The following is a 21,676-nucleotide window of genomic DNA, read 5'->3' as shown; positions in this document are numbered from 1 at the left end:
CCGCGGCCACTGGCCGTGTCGCTCCGGTCGGGGGCTGGCGTGTCGATTCCCGGGATGATGAACACCTCTCCGGGCGTTCTTGCAGGGTACTCCCGCGTCCAGGCTGTCTCGCTTCACCGCTTCCCGAGCAGTTCAAAACCACCATTCGTGGGCCCAGGTGCAAGATTCCAGCTGCCGGCGAGCAATTCGGCCATTCGCTTGTCGACGACGATGACATCCTTCCGTCGAGAAGACGCCTCACACAATTCTGCTGCCCGATGGACACCCGACCCGAGGATGACTCGCTCACGGTGGCGGGTAGGACCGATCAGGGTCTCGCGGTAGTCACCATATGCGAGGCCCACCCGACTGAACACTGCGCCTACTTCCCAGCGAGAAGCGAGCCAGGACCGTTTGATGGCTTGGAACGCCGCGATGGAATCCATGGCAACCCCAGCAGCTCGTCGGGCGTTCGCCGCTGGATCTTTTCCCGAATCTTCAATGAACCTGAACATTGCCCCGTCGCCCAGGTACTGGTCGACGGAACCGCCTGCGGTGAGTACCATATCGGCCATCTGGCTCAGGTAGTCGTTGAGACAGCTAATAGCTCCGGATTCGTGCAGAACCTCGAATAGTGACGATGATGAGCTCAAGTCGCAGAACATGATCACGGCATCGGATGGGCCGGGTGGTGAATAGAGCCCGAGTTGCACGTAGTTGTCCGTATCGCGAACAAACTCCGCGACCTTGAGCGCGATACGTCCGCTCTCGGCTACCGCCAAGGACTCATCTTGGTCGCTGAAACTGCCCTCGTCGAGCCTGTTGAGGAACTGCGCCACTCCAACCGCAACTTGATCCACGATCAGCGGGATCGTGAGCATCTGCCGGGTGACGTGGCCCGCCCGCTGATCCACGCGTGTCGAAAAGTCCGGGTTCTCGTATGGGTTCGCGACACGCATCGGCTCACCGCTGCGGAGCACCTTGCCCGCAATGGAATCCTTACCTACCAAGACTTTGCGCAATTGCTTGGCAGACTGGCCATTCAACGCCAGGAAGAAGAGGTATTCCGAAGATGGGTCTGGGTCACGGACGAGCACTGAACTCTCAGTCGCCCCTACCTGACGCATAAGCTGACCCAGACTGGACTCGATCTCCTGCTGAAGAGCCTGCCCTTTGGATAGGAAGCCTGAGCTCGCAGGAAGCCGATCACGCAGTTCGGCGAGCATATGGCGTTCAGCGATCGCCTCGGCTTTCGCGGCGCTCGTCTCGGCCTCGGCCACAGCTTTCGCGGCCTCTGCCTCGACCCTGGCGATCTTTGCCTCAGTAACCCGGCTAACAGCCCACCACATCACACTCACAGCAGCGGTCGCGGCGGCAACCGCCGCACTGACCCATACCCATGGCGGCATGTGGTCACCATCTCAGGTGAGGTAGTCGCCGCAAGGAGGGGGTGCCCCACTCGTGGGCCTTGGGCCCCGGGTAAACGCGCGTTGCGCGCCTGGTCGAGTGCCGTTGGACCGAAAATGTCAAGTTATCGGCCTATCTGACGTCGGTGACCTATGTTGGTTAGTATCGAACGGATTCGGTGTCCTGGGCGTGCATTGGCCGCTACCGTCGGTGCGGCACTACGAGGTACGTCTGCTCGGCAGGTGGCTACCACTCTAGCTCGGCTGCGACAACCCGATGGAAATGCCCGCTCGTCGACAGCGCGCCGCATCGGCCACGACACGCAGGTGATCCCGCAGTCGGCTTCGTGTTCGTCGCCGACGTGGCCTCGATCGTCAGCCGAGGCCTTCGATGATGCGGAAGTCGCGCTCGAAGCCGTCGGGGAGTTCGGCCAGCGCCTTCTGATAGGCCGCACTCTCGTATGCGGCGACGGCTTGTTCGAAGCTGTCGAACTCGATCAGGACAACGCGCTCGGCGATTCCGGCTTCGTGTGCGACGAGCCGGCTGCCGATGCCTGCGAGCACCCGCCCGCCCGCGGCCTTGACGGCCACACCGGCCAATTCGTTGTAGACATCAAGCCTCTCGGGGTCCTCGATGGTGGGGTAGACGCTGACCCAGTAGCCCTTGGGCATGGAACCTCCAGTGTTGGAATGAGTGCATCCGACTTACGGGTTGGTCTCGCCGAGAAGCTGCCGAAGCCGAAGCCGAAGCCGGCGCTGTGCGGCGTCTGCACGTAGCGGGTGGGTCGCGGTCACCGGTCCGACTCCTGGCGGACGTGGCTTTCGAGCTCCGCCAGATGCAGCAGCGCCGGAAGGGCTGCTGCCAAAGCCTCGACCTCGTCACCGGTGAGTTCGTCGATCAACCGCGCGTACGCGTCGACGCCCGCCTGGCGCCGCGTCCGGACGTACGACGCGCCGGCCTCGGTCAGGCACACCAGCGTGACCCGCTTGTCGGACGGATCGCCCTTCCGCTCGACCAGTCCGGATTCCTCCATCACCCGGACCAGGACGGTCATCGCGGGCTGGGTGACGCCTTCGGCCACCGCCAGATCGGTGATCCGTCGCGGGCCGCTCCTGTCCAGAGTGGCCAAGGTAGCGGCGGACGTCAGGCTCATGTCGCGGGGAAGCCGTCTCGCGGCCCTGGTGGCCAGACCGTAGAGGGCTGCCCCGACGGCATCGGAAGTGCTGTGCGCGGCGTCTCGTCGACTCACGCCTGAAGCATAGCCGATTTATATGAATCCTTTATGTATCTCCGTCGTGCCCACCGGTGCAGTCGGCGAAGGCCGTGCCGTGGAGGCGGCGCAGGTACGGCTCCTCGATCACCTGGACCTGCGACCGGCAGCGTCCGTCGCCGCTCGCGGGAGGTCGTGCGGGCTGGCCGCGGTGTGGTGATGCCCGATCACAACTGAGCAAGCCCGGGTGGTGAGCTGGTTCAGATCGCCATGGTCGGCATCGACGGGATCCGGCCGGGCTGTGGGTGGTAGCCCCGCCAGGCGGCGGTCAGGCGCCGGACGGCTTCGGTGAGGTCGTCCGGCGTGGCGATGAAGTGGAGCCGCAGATACTCCGTGCTGCCCCCGCCGGCGTCGAGCCCGGTGCCCGGAAGCACCGCGACGCCGTGGCGCAGAGCGGTCTGGGTGAATGACGTGCCGTCGCCGTGCGGCAGCCGGACCCACAGGGTCTGGCCGCCGGGCACGGCGGGCACGTGCCAGTCCGGCAGGTGCCGGGCGAGTTCGGCGCGGAGGTGATCGTGGCGAGCCTGTCGCTGGGCGGCGCCCCGGCGCTGGAGCGTGCCGAGGTGGGCCAGCAGGTCGGCGGCGGCCAGTTGCGCGGGGACGTTGCCGCCGAGGTCGTGCACGGCCCGCAGCCGCGCGAGCCGGGCGGTGACTCGCGCCGGCGCGCGTACCCACCCGATCCGCAGGCCGCCCCAGGCGACCTTGCTGAGCGACCCGATCGTGATCACCTGGTCGTGGTAGGCGGCCAGCGGCGGTGGTGCCGATTCGCGCGGGAAACCGAGATCGGCGAGTACCTCGTCGTCGACCAGCACGACACCGGTGGCGGCCGCGGTCTCGGCCAGCCGCCGCCGGTGCAGCGCGGGGATCACCGCACCGGTGGGATTGTGGTAGGTGGCGGTCGTGTAGGCGAGCACGGGACGTTGTTCGGCCGCGGCGGCCGCGAATCCGGTGAGCCCGACGGGCAGCCCGCGCGGCACGGCGCCCTCTTCCCGGAACGCTTCCAGCGCACCGGGATAGGTCGGGGTCTCCACCAGCACCCGGTCGCCGGGCCGGAGCAGCGCGCGTGCCAGCAGGGACAGCGCCTGCTGCCCGCCGGTGGTGACCAGCACCTGATCCGGCGTCGTGGGCACCCCGCGGTGCCGGTAACGCTCGGCGATCGCGTGGCGCAGCGTGGGATGCCCCATCGGGTGGTAGCCGATGTCACCGGTGGTGCCCGCCAGCCGCGGCAGGGTCCGGGTGTACGCCTCGACCAGCTCCACCGGCGGGGCGTCCGGGGCGGCGCACGCCAGCATGATCACCCCGTCCTTCGGTTCGAGCAGGTGCAGGAAGGCCGGCGCGTCCGTGGCGGCCCGCGGTGGTGCCGGGGCGGCTCCGGCGACCCTGGTGCCACTGCCCTGACGGCGCACGATGCGGCCCTCCACGGCCAGCTCGTCGTACGCCGCGACGACCGTGCTGCGGCCGACCGCCAGTGCCGAGGCCAGCGCACGGTCGGGTGGCAGCCGTGAGCCCGGCGGCAGCTCCCCGTCCTCGATCAGCGTGCGCAGCCGCGCCGCGAGCAGGACATACAGCGGCCCCCGGCCCGACGACCAGCGGCCGAGACGCTCGATCAACCCGATTGGCTCCATCGGCAAACCAATTTAGCCGCATTGGCTCTGCCGCGACAGGCCACCCGCTTCGATGATGGTTGCCATGACCGCCTTCACGCCCAGTGCCATGACCGCGTTGATCGACAGCCCGGTGCACTACGACCTCGCCGAGAGCACCTGCCCGCCGCTGGAGGTCGCTGACCTGGCCGACGTGGGCGAGCTTGCGGACCTGGCGCTCGACTACGGCACCTCACGCGGTGACGCCGAGCTGCGCGAGCTGATCGCCGCGGCTGCCGGGGTGGACGCCGGGCAGGTGCTGGTGACGGTCGGCGCGATCGAGGCGATGTTCCTGCTCGCCCAGGCCACCTGCGGCCCCGGCGACCGGGTTCTGCTTGTCACGCCGTGCTTTCCGCCCGCGCGAACCGTCCCGGAAGGACTCGGTGCCCGGGTGGACGCGGTGCCGTTGTCGTTCGACGACGGCTACCGGCTGGCACTGGACGCGGTCGCCGGCGCGCTCACACCGCGCACCCGTCTGGTGTCGCTGGCCTCACCGCAGAATCCTTCCGGTGTCCGGTTCACCGGCGACGAGCTGCGCGGGCTACTCGACGTCGTGCGGGATCGCGCACCGGAGGCGGTCGTGCTGGTCGACGAGACCTACCACGCGTCCACCTACGATGACGACCGGGCACCTCGTTCGGCGGCGGCGATGTCACCGCGGATCGTCACCTGCTCCTCGCTGTCCAAGGCACACGGCGCGCCCGGCCTGCGCATCGGCTGGCTGACCACCACCGACCCGGGACTGTACGAACGGCTCCGCCAAGCCAAGTTCCACACCACGATCGCCTGCTCCACCGTCGACGAGTTCCTGGCCGCACAAGTACTCCGCCGGGAACCCGAAATCCTCGCCATGCGCGCCAAGAGGCTTGGCCGGGCGCTCGCCGAGCTGGTGAACTGGGCACAGGACCAGCCCGTGGAGATCGTCCGCCCGGACGGAGGTGCCCTGTGCTGCCTGCGCCTGCCCGCCGGCCGGTTCCCGGACGACGCCGCGGTCGCCGCCTTCTACACCCGGCTCGCCAAGAGCGACACCCGCGTCGCGCCCGGCTCGTGGTTCGGTGAGCACGACCGGGTGTTCCGGCTCGGCTTCGGCCACCTTCCGGCCGACGACTTCAGCACCGCGCTCGACCGCCTCGCCGACGCCCTCACCCCCGTGAACCGGAGATGACCGATGCACCCCAAGCTCACCGATGACCTGACCGGCCTGTCCGAACTGCTGGCCGCCACCCGGGACGCGGCCGAACGTGCGCTCACGAGCCTGGACACGCGGCCGGTCGCCGCGCGAGCCACCGAGGCCGGCGCCGCGCCGATGCCCGTGGCCGGGATCGGCACGGCCGGCGCGCTGGCACGGTTCGAGCAACGCTGGGCACCGTGGTTCTCCGGCAGCGCGGGCCCGAGGTACTTCGGGTTCGTCACCGGCGGCGCCACCCCTGCCTCGGTGGCGGGGGACTGGCTGACCAGCGCGTACGACCAGAACGCGGCCGCCGGAGGGGACTCGGCCGCGGTCGGCCTGGAACGCGAGACGGTCGGCTGGCTCGCGGAGCTGTTCGGCCTTGGCGCCGAACACCACGGCGCGTTCGTCACCGGTGCGACGATGTCGAACTTCACCGGCCTCGCGGTGGCCAGGGAATGGCTCGGCGAACAAGCCGGCATCTCGGTGACCGATGCCGGGGTCGGTGCGCTCGGCCGGATCCCGGTGCTCTCCGCCACCCCGCACTCGAGTGTCTACAAAGCACTGTCCATGTTGGGCATCGGACGGGAGCAGCTGATCCTGGTGCCCACGCTGCCCGGCCGGGAGGCGGTGGATACCGGCCGGCTGGCCGAAGCCCTCGAGGCGCTGGACGGCCGGCCCGCCATCGTGGTCGCCAACGCCGGCACGGTGAACACGGTGGACTTCGACAACCTGCGGGCGATCGTGGCGCTGAAGGAGCGATTTCCCTTGTGGCTGCACGTGGACGGCGCTTTCGGTGCTTTCGCGGCGTTGTCACCCCGGCACCGCGCGCTGGTCGACGGCCTCGCGGAAGCCGACTCGGTCTGCGTCGACCTGCACAAGTGGCTGAACGTCCCGTACGACGCCGCCGTGCAGTTCACCCGGCGCCGCGATCTCCAGGTCGCGGTGTTCAAGAACGTCGCCGCCTACCTGCCGCCACCGGCGGGCGAGCCCGATTACGCCCACCTGACCCCCGAGAACTCCCGGCGACTGCGCGCGCTGCCCAGCTGGTTCTCACTGACCGCCTACGGCCGCGAGGGGCATCAGGAGATCGTCGAGCGCACCACCGCACTGGCCGCCCGGCTGGGCAGGTGGCTGGCCGGTGAGCCGCGGTTGCGGCTGCTGGCGCCGGTCCGCCTCAACGTCGTCTGCTGCACCCTCGCCGCCGACCCGACGCGGGACCGGGTCGACGCACTGGTCCGGGCGGTCGCCGACAGCGGCGAAGCCGTGGTCACGCCGACCGCGTACCAGGGCGCACCCGGCTTCCGGGTGGCGTTCAGCAACTGGCGCACCACCGAGTCCGATGTAGACAGACTCGCCGCGGCGCTGGCCGGTGCGGCGGAGCACGTCGCCAACTAGGGAATTCGCCGCGCACACCCTCTCAGCGGACGGAGTCGAGCAGTTCCCTGGCGAGCAGGCGGTCGCAGTGGTGCAGCAACGCGGCGGGGTTGACGGCGTCGGTGTCACGCGCATGAGAACCACGGGCTCAATCTGTCCACTCTGGACGAAGTTCCGTCCCGCGGTTCACCACCTTCTTCTTCGACGGGTTCGGCGCCAGGCCCAGCTTGATGAGGCTGTGGGCGGTATCCAGGATGGTGTCGCGTATCGGGCGCATCGTCCACCCGAGCTCGCGGTGAGCCTTGTCCGCGCTCACCAGTTCACGCCGGTCCACGAAATCGAGCGCCGGTCGTATCGACGAGTCGAATCGGGCCATCAGGCGCAGCAGCCACGTCGGCATCGAACCGGTCGGCACGCGGTAGCCGAGCGAGTTGAACTCCCCGGCCAGCACGGCGGCGATGTCCGTCATCCACAGGTGTTCGCCCGCGAGGATGTACCGGTTCCCGGCGGCGGACGGCGTCTCGAGTGCCAGCCGGTGCGCGGTCGCGACGTCCCGCACGTCGGCCAGCGCGAATCCCATCTTCGGCGATGCCGGCACGTCCCGGGCCAGCAGCCGCCGCACGACCTGCACGGACGTCCCGGCCGTCGGGCTGCGCAGCGGGCCGAGGACCATGCCGGGATTGACCACGACCAAGTCCATACCGGACTCTCGCGCGAAGTCCCACGCCGCTCTCTCCGCCAGCGTCTTGCTCTTCGCATAGATCGGGCTGCGGTCCACAATGGACCAGTCCGCCTCGGTGCGCACGGTTTCTTCGCGGTGCCCGCTGCTCACGGCCGCGATCGATGAGGTCAGCACGACCCGCTTCACCTTCGCGTCCGCCGCGGCGCGCAGCACCCGCAGCGTTCCGTCGACGGCGGGCCGGATCAGCTCGTCTTCGGACTTCGGCGTCTCGCTCGGGAACGGGGACGCCACGTGTAGGACATAGTCGCAGCCCTCGACCGCGGCCGCCCACCCGTCGTCGCGAGACAGGTCCGCTCTCACCACGTCGTCCAGCCCGTCGACCGGTCGCCGCGCGGTTCCCCGCACCCGGTACCCATGCGACCGCAGCTCCGCGATCACGTGCCCGGCGATGAACCCGGACGCACCCGTCACCACTACCTGTCCAGTCATGACCACCCAATCTATACGCTGTTCAGATTATCTAAGCACTGTATATATCAGGGTTGGGGGTAACCGCAAGGCATCGCCTACGCTGGCGGCGTGACCAGGACCAACTACCACCACGGCGCGCTTCGGGAGACACTGCTGACGGCGACCTTGGAGCTGATCGAGAAGGACGGCATCGGGGCGGTGAGCCTGCGGCGGGTGGCGCGTGCGGCCGGGGTCAGCCCTGGTGCGCCGTACCACCACTTCCCGGATCGCGCGGCCCTGCTGATCGCCCTGTCGGACGAGGGCTTCCGCCTCCTGGCCGAGACCCTCACCGCGGCGCGAGCCGCCGCGGCCGCACCGACCGATGGGCTCGAGGCGATCCTCAACGCGTACGTCGAGTTCGCGCAGGCCAACCCGGCGTACTTCCGCCTGATGTTCCGCCCGGAGCTGAAGCAGTCGCAGTCACATAAGAGCGAGAGCGGATCGGCGGCAGGCGAGGTGGCGTTCGCCGTGCTGGCGGACACCGTTGGCGAATGCGTGGCCGCGGACGCGGCGCGTGCCATCGACCAGAACGTACTGGCCATCACCCTGTGGAGCGCCGTCCACGGCTACGCGTCCCTGTGGCTGGACGGCCAGCTGGATCACCGCACCGACGATCCGGCAGGACTCGCCCACCAGATGGCCGCGCTGGTCGCGGGTCTCACCGTTGCTTGAGCTTGTTGAGGTTCGGCATCAGCGGTTCGATCTTTGCCGAGAGCGGCTTCCCGCTTTCGGTGATTTCGACCCCGTGCAGGAGCAGATTGAATTCGACACCATCGACGCGGTCATCGAGTTTTCCCGGACGAAGCGACTCGGTCGGCGATGCTGTCGGCATCCTCGATCGACGGCGACCGCGCCATACTCGACCGCTGCTTCAGCCGGACCGCTCTCTGATCGAGCGTTGCGCACGGGTGTCGTCGAGAAAGGCGTTGAAAGTCGACGACGGGCCGAACCGCCGCCGGACCACCGCGGACGACAGCATCAGCCGGAGCCCGGCGGCCAGCCCGGCTGAGTAATGCCTCATGTGGGAAAGTTCCGGCGGTGGCCAGAACCCTCGAATGTCGGTCTCGGGAGGACCAGCACCCTTACGGCAGTACTCGCGACCTTGCGGCAGGCAGCCAGGGGCGGCCGGACAACCGCCGTCGTGCGGTCGAGATCGCCGGGCTGGTCAGGTCCCCGAGAAGGCGGCTCACCATGATCCGGGGCCTGGCGAATCTCGCTCCATTCCTCAAGGGAGCGAAGAACGGCGATCCGGAGCGATCCCCGCGTCGTTCGCCCGTAGCGGTCAACGTGATGTGGTCGCACGCCGGCGCTTCACCAGCCAGAAAAAGCCGGCAACGCCGACGACGCCAGTGACGATCATGCCGATGCCCAACCGGGTGCGGTCGCTGCCCGAGACCGCCTCGTCGTGGTACGGCCTTGCCTCTCGCGGCACCGTCGCCGCGAACTGGTCCACGAGGTGTTGGATCTCGCGCTGGTCGGTGGTCGACAACCCGTCCTCGCCGAGTGCTTCGACCAGATCGTCCACCTGGTCTTCCTGGGTATCGGTGAAGCCAGGCAGGTTTATCCGGCCAGAGGCGAACATCCCGGCGGGCACGCAGTCCACCAGCTCGCCGTCCTCGATGCGGAGGTACAGCTCGTGGTCGCCGTCGCAGTCGGCACCCGGCACGAACCCGACCACGTAAGCGTTGTCGAGGTGGTGCTGCTCGGCAGAGCCGACCAGCACGAATACGGCACCGAGCGGTACCAGCGTCATGGACACCGCGATGAGGAGCATCGCCAGCAACAATCGCATGTGCACCTCTAAGGAACTCCGGGCTTCTGCGAGGGACTGGCAGCAGGCGTCCTCGACACCGCCGACAGGATTGGATGTCTAGCCGCCGCTCGATTCGATGGTGTGGTAGGCATCGTAGGACGACAAGGCTTCGGTGACGTCAGCGTATCCCGGTTCGCCGCCACAGGCCGTCAGGAGAGCCAGGGGAACCGCGCACGCAACCGCTCTCCGACACCACATCAGGGCACGGTATTGAGGCTGGTGGCGGCAAGACGGTCGGTGACCGCAAGATGCCACGCGACGAGGGCACTGCTGCGGTCACCCTGCTTGCGCCTGCGGTGTCCCAACCACATCGCCGTGCGTGCCCGCTGAACTGTGCACCCGACGTCGATCTCGTCGACGTCGTCGTGCGCTTGTAGCCCGCGTCAGCGATCCGGCCACGAGCGCCGGGACCTGGCGGTGATCGCCCGTCGTCTCTGAGCTGCCTGTGCACCTCGCCCTGCGGCAATGCGGGAAGTACCGCGGCACAGCCGGATGCGGCTGCGCGTGTTCCGTCCATAAGAGACACATCCCTTTGGTGAAGTGGTGCGCTATCTGCGCCATTACACGTCCAGGGACGCTCCGTGTGCGGTGGGATGTCAAGCCTGGTGCAAGTTTTGTCTCGATCCGCGCCGCTGAATACGCTGGATCGCGTCGACTATCCACACGAGACATAACTGTTGGTTAGCGCGCGTGCCGTGTGGCGCTCGCAGGCACTGCCGAATCCCTCGCCCGTGGTGGCGGTTCGGGAACGACTTGGAGGTACAACTCGAGAAACAATGCAGAGATGGCTTGACATTTCCCGTTAACGGAGCGTTCATGGCTTTGTTCGACAACAGATTTCCCTGGCACTTGAGGAGCTACCACATGGGCGCCGGTCGGCGACTCAGACGATGCCCGGCAGGGCAACCACACATCGGCCTGGCGCCCGACGCCGCGGCAGCGACGCGTCTCCAAGTGGGAGTGCGGGCCATACTCGTGTGGCGTAGCGGCGCTGTCGACCATGAAGCGCTCGTGGTTTCTGGAACATCGAAGTCGGCGGGCTGAATGCTGCTACTGCGCATACTGGGTCACATACTTGATGTGGCGGTGTGCCTACTGCTGCACGTGCTGTTCGTCGCGGCCGTTCTCGGCGCGCCTTGGCGAATCGAGAGTGGCGACTAGCTGTTGTGCGGAACGCTCTCCATGATCTATTGGGCGGCAGTCAGGCCGCATTTGTTACCCGATACATGGTGGTGCGGTTGCGAAATCGGTGACGTGCACGACGATCTGTTGAAACTCGTCACGTCCATCCCGTGTGAGTACCCGGTCCTCGATCCCGTTGACGAGGTCGTGCTGGTACGCCGGGGTGACTCGAGCCGAGTTGTCTCCCTCGCGCGTATCCGCCGCGAGGATTACCTGACCCTGACCGCCGGTCACACGTCCGTGGTGACGGAGGTCCGTTATCTGCGACCTCGTCCTGCGGTGGTTGTACACAGCCATGGTCGGTGGCTCTCAACGACTGCGGCCCACCGGTTGCGGCGCAACCCTCACCCCGGACGGACCACGTCGATGGCCCCGACACGCTGCGAGAACTCCTCGGTAGCGGAGCCCTGTTCGCACGAATATCGTCGTGTAGGTTTTCGTTGGTCTTTCGTTGGTCTTTCGTTGGCTCCTGGCGCGACCTGGGGGTTTGTGCAGGTTCTCACTGACTTTACATAGTCTGTCCTTTCCGCTTTGAAGTGATCACTGTGGCGGCGTCTTCCTGAGGTTGCGTAGTAGTTGACCACTTCTGCTGGCACCTCCTTCCGCAGTAGTTGACCGCTCAGGCGAAATCCTGCCGCAGAACTCGGCCGCCGTGACGGACACGGGTTATCGGTCGCGGGGTAAGAGGTCTCGTCGGAGAGCGGCGACGACAGCGGCGGTGCGGTCGTTGACGTCGAGTTTGGCGAAGATCCGCAGTAGGTGGGTTTTCACGGTGGCTTCGGTGATGAACAGGCGTGCGCCGATGTCGGGATTGGACAGACCGTCGGCGACTGCTTGGAGGACGTCTACCTCGCGAGGTGTGAGGGTGACCGGGGCTGGGGCGCGGATCCGGGCGACCAGCCGGGCGGCGACGCTGGGTGCGAGTACGGTCTCGCCACGGGCGGCGGCGCGTACAGCGCTGGTGAGCTGGTCACGGCCGGCGTCCTTGAGCAGGTAGCCGAGTGCTCCGGCATCGACCGCGCGTTCGATTTCTCTGTCGGTGTCGTAGGTGGTGAGAATCAGGACCCTGGTGGTGGGGTGTTCGGCCACGATCCGGGTGGTGAGGGCGACCCCGTCCAGTACCGGCATGCGGAGGTCGAGCACCGCGACGTCGGGCCGCAGCCGCGCGACGAGGTCGAGCGCCTCCTGGCCATCGGCGGCCTCACCGACGATCTCGAGTTCGGACGCGGAGGCGAGCAGAGCGACCACGCCTGCTCGCATGGCGGGGTGGTCGTCGGCGACGACGATACGCACGGTCATCGATGTTCGCCCTCCGGGATCGGAATCTCGGCCAGGACCCTGGTCCCGTCGCCGATCGAGCTGGTCACGGTGAGGTCGCCGCCGACTTCCGCGAGCCGTTGCCGCATGCCGTTGATGCCGAAGCCACGCGCGTCCGCCACCACGAACCCACGGCCGTCGTCGGTGACCTCCAGTTCGACCGTGTCCGGGCGCCGGGTGAGCACGACTGTGACCGTCGAGGCGGAGGCGTGCTTGCGGACGTTGGCCAGTGACTCCTGCGCGCAACGCAGCAACGCGCCGCGGATGTGCGGATCGGGGTCGACCTCGGCCAGGTCGGCGTGCACCGTGACACCGGTGTCCTCGGCGAACCGCTCCAGCGTGTGCCGCAGGGACTGGGGAAGCGAGCCGGTGGCGGCCGCCGGCACCGAGCCGACGAGCACCCGCGCCTCGGTGAGGTTCTCCCGCGCGGTCGTCTCGATCGAGGCCAGGTGCCGCGTGCTTTGCTCCGAGTCCGGGGCGACGCGCGCGGCCTCGGCCAGTGCGATGATCGAGGCGAATCCCTGGGCCAGCGTGTCGTGGATTTCCCGCGAGAGCCGGTCGCGCTCTCGGACGGCACCCTCCCGCCGGTGGGCTTCGGCGAGTTCCTGCTGGGCCCGTGCCAGCTCATCACCGAGTGTGCGGGTGCGCCGCTCGTTCTGCAGCCACCACAGTCCGAACGGCACGGAGATGGCGAAAGCGCTGACGGCCACCATGGCGTTGCCCGAAACCGCGCCCTCCTCCCGTATCACCGCGCCGATGACCACCGCCGTGGCGGCGGCACCGCTGAGGCAGCCCGCCGGCCACGGCGCACCGGCGAAGAGCCAGAACTGCGGCAGGGTCAGCACGAACAACGCGGCACCCCCGCCCGGCAGATAGGCCATCGCCCCCAGTGCCAGGACGAGCAGGACGAGATAGGCCAGCCGGATCGCCCGGTGATCGGGCAGCAGCGTGACAAGTGCGTAGGCGACACCCATCGCGCCGAGGACCGCAACGGACCAGTACCGCTGCGTACCAGTGTCACCGAACACGGCGACCAGACCCGGGCACAGCCCGAAGACCACCCAGACCAGGGCGTACCAGCCGCGCATGCCGCTCAGCGTACGGGCTCGAGCGGCGCCGTGATCGGTTCGCCACGACGCACGCGCGCCGGCCACCACACCCGGTCGCCGAGCAGGATCAGCAGCGAGGGCAGGATCAGCGTCCGGACCACGAACGCGTCCAGCAGCACGGCCACGGCGAGGCTGAAACCGGTCTGTTTCATCTCGATCAGGTGCATCCCGACGAACGCGGCGAACACGGTGACCATCACGAGCGCCGCACTGGTGATCACCGACGCCGACCGGCGCATGCCGTCGAAGACGGCCTGCCGGGTGGGCACGCCGTTGAGCACCGCCTCGCGGATTCGGCTGATGAGGAAGAACTGGTAGTCCATCGACAGGCCGAACAGGATCACGAACAGGAACAGCGGGACCCGGGAGCCGATCGAGCCGGTCGAGGTGAAGTCCAACAGCCCTTCCGCCCACTGCCCCTGGAACACCCAGACCAGCACGCCGATCGCCGCCGCCGCGGAGAGCAGGTTGAGCAGGACCCCGATCAGTCCGAGCACCACCGACCTGAAGGCCACCGCGGTGATCAGCAACGTCACGAGCAGCAGGGCGCCGAGCACCCAGGGCAGCCGCTGCTGTTGGTGGCGCGGGTAGTCGACATACCGGGCGACGTCACCGCTGACCGCGTACTCGACGCCGGCCACCTGCCCGAGCGTGGCCGGGACGTACTCCTCCCGCAAGCGCCGTAGGGAGTCCGGCGCGGCCTGCTCGCTGACGAAGTGCGGCACAGCGAGGTTCAGCACGTGGGTGCGGCCGTCGGCGGAGGCGCGCACCGTCGCCGGTTCGCCGATGACCGGGTCGCGCAGCGCGACGTTCTGGAGTTGGGCGAGAGCATCGGTCACCGCGGGTCCAGACCCGCGCACAACGACCTGGTGGATCGCCTTCACCTCGGAATACACACCGGTCAACCCGTGGTAGTTCTGCACGGCCACCAGTTCGCGCGGGTGGGTCTCCGGCCCCATGTCGGTGAGCCTCATGCCCAGCATCGGCGCGGCCAACGCCAGCATCAGCAGGACCGCGAGCAGCAGCGTGCGACCCGGTCGCCGGTCGATCACACGCGTCAGCGCGGCGGTGATCCGCCCGGCCTTCGGCCTCCGCACCGGCCGGTGACGGCGCTCGGCCCGGCGTTCGGCGATGGCGCCGAGCTTGGCCAGTGTCGCAGGCAGGATCGTCATCGAACTGGCCACCGCGACCAGCGTGACCAGGATGGCTCCGGTGGCCATGGAGGAGAAGATGACGTCGTCGACGAGATAGAGGGTGGCGGTCGAGACCGCCACCGCGAGCCCGGACAGCACGACCGCGCGTCCGGACGTCGCCGCGGCTAGGTCCACCAGAGCGACGGCCGATAGCCTTCCGCCACTCCGAGCGCGCTCCTCGCGTTCCCGTTTGAGATAGAAAAGCGTGTAGTCGACGCCGACTGCCATCCCGATCAGCAGGATGATGTTCATTCCCACGCCCGCGTCGGGGAAGACGTGCGAGACGACCATCGACAGCCCGATGGCGGCCGCGATGGACGACAGCGCCAGCAGCACGGGTACCAGCGCCAGACTCAGCGACCAGAACACCACCAGCAACGTAATCAGGGTAATCGGTAGCGTGATCAGCTCGACGTTGGCGATGTCCTCGCCGCGCTGCTTCTCCACCGCCCGAGTGATCGACGCACGACCGGTCTGCGTCACCACCACCTCAGGGTGCGCCTCCTGAATCGCCTGGGTCCGCGCCTGGAGGTCATCGACCACTCGTGACGCCTGGCGCTCCTCGACCTCCAACGTCACATCGACCCGCGCCGCCCTGCGGTCCTCTGCCCACACAGGCTCACCCACAGAACCGACCACGGGCAGCGCCGACATCCGGCTGGCGACGTCGGCCGCCGCGGCTCGCACCGTGCTGGCATCCAACTCGGTGGAGTCGCGGGCCGTGATCAGCACGTGCTCCACCGGCCGGCGCTGCACTCCTCCCTCAGCGGCGATCGCCTCGGCCCGCCCCGCCTCGCCGACGCGGTAATCCGCCGTGACAGCGGCGTTGTTCCCCACCCCGATCCCGACACCCAGGCAGACCGCGACAAACACGAGCCAGCCACCGATCGCGCGCCACGGATGATGGGCGCTCCACCGAGCGACGCGCACAGACAGGTTTCTCATGCCCCTAGGCTCGCGTCGACCCCGCCCCTTCTGACACGGCTGACCCACCGACACCTGTTGTCCACCGACCGGTGGACAACGGCTTAGCCCCTGCCGGAGACGACCGCTTGGCGACACATGTGAACGGGAATGCGGTCGTGCTCCGACAGCCGGCACGGCCCCTCCGGTTACCGACCGAACAGAAGCGGTCATCCTTGGGAACCAGCGGAGTGCCCTTTTCCGCGGTACCTGATCAAAAGATCGGACAACCATCACCTACACGCGGAAACTGTCATCCTTGCGCGGAAACTACACGTCAGCTACTTGGACGTGTCGCGCGTGTGTAGCCGTCGCCGGGATGGCGGTAGTTGTCGACCTGCACGGGCCGGCCGAAGGTGGGGGCGTTGATCATCTGCCGTCGCCGAGGTGAAGCCCGACATGCCGGATCTTGGATGCGGGGCCGTAGTAGACGAGGTCACCGGGGAGCAGCGGCTGGTTGTCGGGCACCCGTGGCCCGGCGTGGAACTGGGTGTGTGCCGTGCGTGGCAGGGTGATTCCCGCTGCGCAGTGGGCGGCTTTGGTCAGGCCCGAGCAGTCGAAACCGGCGTGGCCGCCGCCGGGTCCGTTACCTCCCCAGACGTAGGGCAGCCCCCGTTGCCCGCAAGCGCAGTTGATCGCGGTCATCGCGGCGACGGTGGGTGCTTGGATGTTGTTGCAGTCACCGGTTCCGGCCATCGCGGGTCCACAACGCACCCCGGACACGGCGGCGACGATGAGGCGTGCCTTGTCCTCGTGCTGGGCGTAGGCGTTGGGAAATCCCGAGCCCTGCACGGTTTGCGCGGCGTCGTTGACGCTCATCGCCTGCCAGTTCGGTGTGGCCATGAGGTGTTCGAAGAACTTCGTCGCCGCGTAGGCCGGCGTGGTTACCTGTGCCGGGGTGCCCCAGCCCCTTCGAGGGGCGTTGCTGGAATAGCCCGAGCGAGTCGCGATCACCGTGGTGCAGGTTGCGCAGTTCGGATTCCTGCATCGCGGCGGCGATCGCGACCACCCAGCCCGGCTCGGGAACGCTCATCTGCTTGCCGACCGCGACGACGGTGGCCGCGTTGCCCAGCTGCTCGGCGGTCAAGCCCGGCGCCGTACCGGTCGGTGTGCCGTCGGGCGTGCAGATCAGTGAACTTCGCTTCGTAGAAGACCTCCCGCTCGGGGTTGCGGTCGATGTCGCCGAGGAACGTCCAGGCGGAACGCTGTGCCAGTGCCTGGATGTCGGCGCCGTCAGCACGATCGTGAAGAATCAGCCTGCGGCTCGTTCGGATAGTCCGGGCGGGTCGGTGGGCGTCCGTGCCCGGGACCACATCATGGCGTCACGGGGGTACGTACTCGCGTCCACAGTGCACGGTCGGCGGCGGGTGCGGTTCTTCCGCGGCGACCCGTACAACGATCTGCTCGCCGAGCTGACCCGGTTGACCGACAACGGCTCACTACGCCCCCTCGTGGACCGCGCGTTCCCGCTGGCTGACATCGCCGAGGCACACCGGGCGCTTGAAGACGGCGGTATCCGGGGCAAGATCGTGGTGACCGTCCGAAGTGCTCGGCCTGCCGAGTGGGCACCGGCCGCACGACGTACCGGGACAGCGACCCGCGCACAGTGCCGCCACAACCAGAAACAGCCGGCCGTGGTGGCACAAACGGCAACTGCTCGACCAAACCACGTTGCGCGAGAGCGACCCGGTAGCCGCCACCGGGACGAGCCCTCGGCCCGGCCTCGCGGTACACGCTGACATCTGCTTCTCGGCATGAGCGCGCGTCGCGACAGTTCAGGTCTGCAGTAGAGGAGAACGCTGATCACGCTCGTCGGCGCGGATGGTCAGCGTGCCCGTTCCCAGAGCGGCAGGCGGAAGGTCGCGTAGGTGAACTTGCCGGTGATCTTCCCGGCGGAGTCGAAGTGGAAGACGTCCAGGCCGTGCCATTGGACGCGGCCGCCGTAGCGGAGCCGGGCGAACCACCGCAGCGGCGGGATCGCGCGTTTGCCGTGCGCGCCGGTCAGGTCCAACCGGCACGCCCATCGGATCGTCGCCCGGGCACGGGACTCGTCGATCACCCGGTCGTACACGTCGAAGGTCATCGCGCCGTAGCGGCCGGCGAACTGCGGCGCGAACGCCGCCCGGATCGCGGGGAGGCCGCGCAGTTCGGGGCCGCGGCCGGGCAGGTAGCGGGCGTCCTCGGCGAAGAAGGACATGACCCGGTCGAGGTTGGGGTCGTTGAAGGAGGCCACAAAGGCGTCGATGGTCTGGCCGAGATCGGTGCTGCCGACGGTCATGTGCTTGCCGTTTCGGGGTGGGGGACGGTTCGGGCCGAGGTTATAAGAACGGGCTGACCCTGTCCGGGACACGGGTGCTCGACTGGTGAGAACTCCCAGGCAAGGCCCGCACCTACCTGGATCGCGGCACTGGGGCATCTGCTGTCGCCGGAGTCCTTTGGGACGCTGAATCGACCCACAAAGCCCTGACCGCACCACACGGGCCTCGACCCGGAATCCTGCGGACAGGGACTGTGCGACGGGGACTCGACGCCACGTAGGTGGGCAATTTCCGGAATCCCAGCAGCACGCGGTGGCGGTAGTCCTCCGGCCGGCCGCCCCACCCGTCCAGTCATGCCGGTATGGGTAGCAACGGCCGGATGACCTGCCATTTGGGGATTCGGGCCATGCTGCAGCCGAGGGCTACCCGGATGGTCGCCTGGGCCTGAGGCCGGGGCCGCGCTTCAGCGAGGCAGCAGGACGTCGACCTGCCTGCGGATGTCCTGCACGATCTCCTCGACGCTCAAGGCGATGTTCACGCCCGCCGCCATGCTGAGGAACATCACGGCGGACACGATGTGTGCCAGCGTCGCGGCGTCGCCCTCGGCGACCCGTTCGTCTCGGCGCAGCACGGCGGCGACGGCCTCCTCGGTCTGCGCGACGATGGCCAGTGCCGCGCCGTGCCGGGGCTCCTCGGGGTCGCCGAAGACCATCTCTCGCAGATAGGTGCGTCCGTTGTCGATCTGGATGCGGTTGCACTCGACGATCGGACGGACGATCGCCAGCACCGCGTCCAGCACGCCTGGGACGGTCTCGGCGTCCGCCCGGCCCTTCTCAAGTGCTTCGACGTACTTGGCGTTCTGGACAAGGAGGAGGAGTTCGCCCTTGGTCTTGGCATAAAGGAACAGGGTCCCGGTGCCGATGTCGGCCTTGTCGGCGATCTGCTGGGTCGTGACCTCATCGACGCCGTGTTCGGCGAACAGCTCACTGGCGGCAGCGACGATGCGGTCGAGTTTTTCCTGCTTGTTCCGCTCGCGCCGGCCGACCGGCTGGGAGGCGGCAGACATGGGTGGTGTCCTCGTGCGTTCTGTGTCGCCCGTCGCGGTTGCGGCGGGTCAGCTGTGGCCGATGACGGCCTTGCCGCGGATGCCACCCTGGGACAGGGACTGCAGCGCCTGCGGGGTCTGGTCGAAGCCGACCACCTTTCCCACGACCGGACGCACCACGCCCTGGTCGATGAGAGTGGTGATCTGGCGGAGCTGGTCGCCGCTGGCGCGCATGAACAGGAACTCATACGTCACCCCGAGCTTCTTGGCCTGCCTGCGGATCTTGCCGCTCAGGCCTGCGACCGCCAGGCGCATCAGCGGGTTCAGGCCGGCCTCGCGGGCGAACGCGGGGTCCGGGGGACCGGTGATCCCGATGGCTTTGCCGCCGGGCTTGAGCACCCGCAGGGACTTCTCGAGAGTCTTCCCGCCGATGCTGTCCAGCACCAGGTCGTAGCCGGTCAGGAGCTGCTCGAAGTCCTGGGTGCGGTAATCGATCACCGTGTCCGCGCCGAGCGCGCGCACGAAGTCCGCGTTGGAACCGCTGGCGGTCGTGGCGACGCTCGCGCCGAGGTGCGCGGCGAGCTGGATCGCGATCGAACCGACCCCGCCGGCGCCGGCGTGGATGAGAACCTTCTGCCCGGGCCGCACCTTCCCGCGCTCCACCAGCGCCTGCCACGCCGTGAGCGCCGCCAGCGGCAGCGAGCCGGCCTCGTCCATGCCGATCGAGGCGGGCTTGAGCGCCAGGTCGCCCTCCGCGACGGCGATGCGCTCGGCGAACGTGCCGATGCGGTCCTGGTGGGGCCGACCGTAGACCTCGTCCCCGGGCTTGAAGCCGCGAACCGCCGTCCCGACGCGGATGACGGTGCCCGCGACGTCGTTGCCCAGGATCAGCGGCAGCTGGTAGGGCAGGATCTGCTTGAACTCACCGGCGCGGATCTTCTCATCCAGCGGGTTCAGTCCGGCGGCCTCCACCCGGACGAGCACGTCGTGCTCCCCCACGGTGGGCTCGGGGACGTCCGCCTCTTGCAGCGGCTCCTTGTACTTGGTGACGACGAACGCTCGCATGGGACACCACTCCTTGTCTTCATCCTGTTTATCCAGGCGTGAGGCCAGATCAGCCACTTCGGCGTGACATCTGGGGCCTAGCCGCACTCCATTAATCCGATTGCACTCAATTATGAGTCTACTCAGGATTGCTGCAAGGCAGGTCCCATGGGACGCGGTTCACATGCCGATCGTGCGCCGCGAGCGGGCCAAACAGGCCAAGCGTGAGCGCATCACGACCGCAGCCCGCGAACTGTTCGATCACCCACCGGGCCGACGTCGCGAACGGCACTCTTTACCTGTACGCGTCCACGAAGGCCGAGTTGCTGATCATGGTGCAGAACGAGAAGTTCGCCGCCGCCATCGACGTAGGCCTCGGCGCCGCGAACGCCACCGTCGGACAGGGCGCGCTGGAGCCGGTCATACCTGCACGAACTCGTCTTCGGCGACCCGATCACCGCGATCATCCACATCAGCACCACCGCCACCCTGACGCCCCACCACCGCGCAACTCGGCATGAACATCCAGTCCGGCAGTGCGGACAACGGACAGCCGCAAACCCTGTCCATGACTTCGGTTCCGGCGGGCTACCGGCAGGCGGGGCGGACCGCAGTGGAGGAGCGGCGTGGCCGCATCGCGGGTCCGCAGCCGGCCCGGCCGGGGCGGCCGGCGTCAGGCGACGCTCAGGACGATCTTCCCGGTGGTGCGGCCCAGCTCGCCGATCTCGTGTGCCTTCGCGGCCTCGGCCAGCGGGACGACGGTCTCGACCACGGGCGTGAGCGCGCCCCGCTCGGCTAGTGCGGCGATCTCGCGCAGACCCAGGTGGTCGGGCTCGACCAGCATCCACACCGCCCGCACGTGGCCGGGGACGTCGGCGGGGACGTCGTCGGGGCCGGGCAGGGTGATCAGCCGGCCGCCCGGGCGCAGCACCGTCAGGGACCGCTCGGCGTTCTGGCCGCCGAGCCCGTCCAGCACCACGTCCACGTCCCCGACGGCGTCCTCGAAGCGGACCGTGCGGTAGTCGATCACCTCGTCCGCGCCCAGCTGCCGCAGCAGGTCGTGCTTGCCGGCGCTGGCCGTGCCGATGACGTACGCGCCGCGGGCCTTGGCGATCTGCACGGCCAGGTGGCCGACCCCGCCGGCCGCCGCGTGCACCAGCACCCGCTCACCCGCGCGCACCCCGGCGGTGTCCACCAGGGCCTGCCAGGCGGTCAGCGCGGCCAGCGGCAGCGCCGCGGCCTGCACGTGGGTGAGGTTCGCCGGCTTGGGCGCGAGGTGGCGGGCCGGGGCGACGACGTACTCGGCGTAGGCGCCGGCCTGTCGCGGGAACAGCGGCATGCCGTACACCTCGTCCCCGGGGCGGAACATCCCCACGCCCGGTCCGACGGCCTCCACGGTGCCGGAGACGTCCCAGCCGACCGCCGGGACCTCGCCCCACTCGATCAGGGCCCCGCTGGCCCGGGTCTTGAAGTCCACCGGGTTCACACCGGCCGCGTGGACCCGCACCAGGACCTCGTTCAGTCCCGGCTCGGGCCGGGCGACCTCACGCTCCACGAGCACCTCCGGTCCGCCCCACTGCTCCACGACCACCGCACGCATGCTGTCCGCCTCACTCTTTTCCGTCTTGATCGGATACCGGCCGCCCGGGCCCTTCCCGGCGCGACGCAGTCCACGATCCGGCACCCGCCCCCACCATGGTGTTGGCCGTCTGGCCA

The 21,676-nt window shown here is 68.4% G+C and carries 20 protein-coding genes and 1 pseudogene; 4 read left to right on the top strand and 17 right to left on the bottom strand.

Annotation, left to right across the window (positions count from 1 at the left end; translation table 11 throughout):
• Window positions 1–113: 113 nt before the first annotated feature.
• From YIM_RS28870 to YIM_RS28855, 4 genes are all read right to left on the bottom strand, one after another.
• Window positions 114–1,388 (bottom strand): GAF domain-containing protein, encoded by a 1,275-nt coding sequence (locus YIM_RS28870; RefSeq protein WP_153033323.1) that lies wholly within the window; start codon window positions 1,386–1,388, stop codon window positions 114–116.
• A gap of 372 nt (window positions 1,389–1,760) precedes the next feature.
• Window positions 1,761–2,057, bottom strand: a complete 297-nt coding sequence (locus tag YIM_RS28865; RefSeq protein ID WP_153033322.1) for a DUF1330 domain-containing protein — start codon at window positions 2,055–2,057, stop codon at window positions 1,761–1,763.
• 119 nt (window positions 2,058–2,176) lie between these two features.
• On the bottom strand, window positions 2,177–2,635 hold the full coding sequence (locus YIM_RS28860) for a MarR family winged helix-turn-helix transcriptional regulator (RefSeq protein ID WP_228004075.1): 459 nt from the start codon (window positions 2,633–2,635) through the stop codon (window positions 2,177–2,179).
• A 221-nt stretch (window positions 2,636–2,856) separates the two neighbouring features.
• A complete protein-coding gene (locus tag YIM_RS28855; RefSeq protein WP_228004074.1) occupies window positions 2,857–4,266 on the bottom strand; it encodes a PLP-dependent aminotransferase family protein in 1,410 nt (469 codons plus the stop codon).
• 79 nt (window positions 4,267–4,345) lie between these two features.
• Between YIM_RS28855 and YIM_RS28850 the strand changes: the two genes are divergently transcribed.
• Window positions 4,346–5,464, top strand: a complete 1,119-nt coding sequence (locus tag YIM_RS28850) for a pyridoxal phosphate-dependent aminotransferase (protein ID WP_194239781.1) — start codon at window positions 4,346–4,348, stop codon at window positions 5,462–5,464.
• A gap of 3 nt (window positions 5,465–5,467) precedes the next feature.
• Window positions 5,468–6,865, top strand: coding sequence for a pyridoxal-dependent decarboxylase (locus YIM_RS28845; protein ID WP_153033320.1), 1,398 nt, complete (start codon window positions 5,468–5,470; stop codon window positions 6,863–6,865).
• Between the two features lie 127 nt (window positions 6,866–6,992).
• Here the strand turns inward: YIM_RS28845 and YIM_RS28840 are convergent, their stop codons facing one another.
• Window positions 6,993–8,015 carry an NAD-dependent epimerase/dehydratase family protein gene (locus YIM_RS28840; protein ID WP_153033319.1) on the bottom strand — a complete coding sequence of 341 codons (1,023 nt, stop codon included), beginning with the start codon at window positions 8,013–8,015 and terminating at the stop codon, window positions 6,993–6,995.
• A gap of 90 nt (window positions 8,016–8,105) precedes the next feature.
• Here YIM_RS28840 and YIM_RS28835 point away from each other — a divergent pair, with 90 nt between their 5' ends.
• Window positions 8,106–8,708 carry a TetR/AcrR family transcriptional regulator gene (locus tag YIM_RS28835; protein ID WP_153033318.1) on the top strand — a complete coding sequence of 201 codons (603 nt, stop codon included), beginning with the start codon at window positions 8,106–8,108 and terminating at the stop codon, window positions 8,706–8,708.
• Here the strand turns inward: YIM_RS28835 and YIM_RS28830 are convergent.
• From YIM_RS28830 to YIM_RS49370, 7 genes and pseudogenes are all read right to left on the bottom strand, one after another.
• Window positions 8,695–8,868, bottom strand: coding sequence for a hypothetical protein (locus YIM_RS28830; protein ID WP_153033317.1), 174 nt, complete (start codon window positions 8,866–8,868; stop codon window positions 8,695–8,697). The genes YIM_RS28835 and YIM_RS28830 overlap by 14 nt on opposite strands.
• Before the next feature lie 39 nt (window positions 8,869–8,907).
• The gene (locus YIM_RS28825; RefSeq protein ID WP_153033316.1) at window positions 8,908–9,057 is read right to left on the bottom strand and encodes a hypothetical protein; all 150 of its coding nucleotides are present in this window, start codon (window positions 9,055–9,057) and stop codon (window positions 8,908–8,910) included.
• 261 nt (window positions 9,058–9,318) lie between these two features.
• Complete coding sequence (locus YIM_RS28820; RefSeq protein WP_153033315.1) at window positions 9,319–9,828, bottom strand: hypothetical protein; 510 nt, start codon at window positions 9,826–9,828, stop codon at window positions 9,319–9,321.
• 1,869 nt (window positions 9,829–11,697) lie between these two features.
• On the bottom strand, window positions 11,698–12,330 hold the full coding sequence (locus tag YIM_RS28815) for a response regulator transcription factor (RefSeq protein WP_153033314.1): 633 nt from the start codon (window positions 12,328–12,330) through the stop codon (window positions 11,698–11,700).
• A complete protein-coding gene (locus tag YIM_RS28810; protein ID WP_153033313.1) occupies window positions 12,327–13,436 on the bottom strand; it encodes a sensor histidine kinase in 1,110 nt (369 codons plus the stop codon). The genes YIM_RS28815 and YIM_RS28810 overlap by 4 nt, the downstream gene beginning before the upstream one ends.
• Before the next feature lie 5 nt (window positions 13,437–13,441).
• Window positions 13,442–15,595 carry an MMPL family transporter gene (locus YIM_RS28805; protein ID WP_153033312.1) on the bottom strand — a complete coding sequence of 718 codons (2,154 nt, stop codon included), beginning with the start codon at window positions 15,593–15,595 and terminating at the stop codon, window positions 13,442–13,444.
• A 295-nt stretch (window positions 15,596–15,890) separates the two neighbouring features.
• Window positions 15,891–16,853, bottom strand: a pseudogene (locus YIM_RS49370) (C40 family peptidase).
• Between YIM_RS49370 and YIM_RS28795 the strand changes: the two are divergent.
• Entirely contained in the window at window positions 16,735–17,352 is a 618-nt protein-coding gene (locus YIM_RS28795; RefSeq protein ID WP_228004073.1) for a zinc-binding dehydrogenase, read from the top strand. The pseudogene YIM_RS49370 and the gene YIM_RS28795 sit on opposite strands and share 119 nt — an antisense overlap.
• Window positions 17,353–17,438: 86 nt before the next feature.
• Here the strand turns inward: YIM_RS28795 and YIM_RS28790 are convergent, their stop codons facing one another.
• The 5 genes from YIM_RS28790 to YIM_RS28770 all read right to left on the bottom strand — a co-directional run bounded on the left by YIM_RS28790 (window position 17,439) and on the right by YIM_RS28770 (window position 21,560).
• Entirely contained in the window at window positions 17,439–17,891 is a 453-nt protein-coding gene (locus YIM_RS28790; protein ID WP_153033310.1) for a nuclear transport factor 2 family protein, read from the bottom strand.
• Between the two features lie 443 nt (window positions 17,892–18,334).
• Window positions 18,335–18,937 carry a TetR/AcrR family transcriptional regulator gene (locus tag YIM_RS28785; protein WP_153033309.1) on the bottom strand — a complete coding sequence of 201 codons (603 nt, stop codon included), beginning with the start codon at window positions 18,935–18,937 and terminating at the stop codon, window positions 18,335–18,337.
• Window positions 18,938–18,985: 48 nt separating this feature from the next.
• Window positions 18,986–20,038, bottom strand: coding sequence for an NADP-dependent oxidoreductase (locus YIM_RS28780; RefSeq protein WP_228004072.1), 1,053 nt, complete (start codon window positions 20,036–20,038; stop codon window positions 18,986–18,988).
• 155 nt (window positions 20,039–20,193) lie between these two features.
• On the bottom strand, window positions 20,194–20,448 hold the full coding sequence (locus YIM_RS28775; protein ID WP_153033308.1) for a hypothetical protein: 255 nt from the start codon (window positions 20,446–20,448) through the stop codon (window positions 20,194–20,196).
• A 185-nt stretch (window positions 20,449–20,633) separates the two neighbouring features.
• Window positions 20,634–21,560, bottom strand: a complete 927-nt coding sequence (locus tag YIM_RS28770) for an NADP-dependent oxidoreductase (protein WP_153033307.1) — start codon at window positions 21,558–21,560, stop codon at window positions 20,634–20,636.
• Between the last annotated feature and the right edge of the window lie 116 nt (window positions 21,561–21,676).

The sequence above is a fragment of the Amycolatopsis sp. YIM 10 genome (assembly GCF_009429145.1).
In the GTDB taxonomy this organism is placed as follows: Bacteria; Actinomycetota; Actinomycetes; order Mycobacteriales; family Pseudonocardiaceae; genus Amycolatopsis.
The sequence above is the reverse complement of the archived record's forward strand: the minus strand, read 5'-3'. Positions and strand labels throughout refer to the sequence as shown.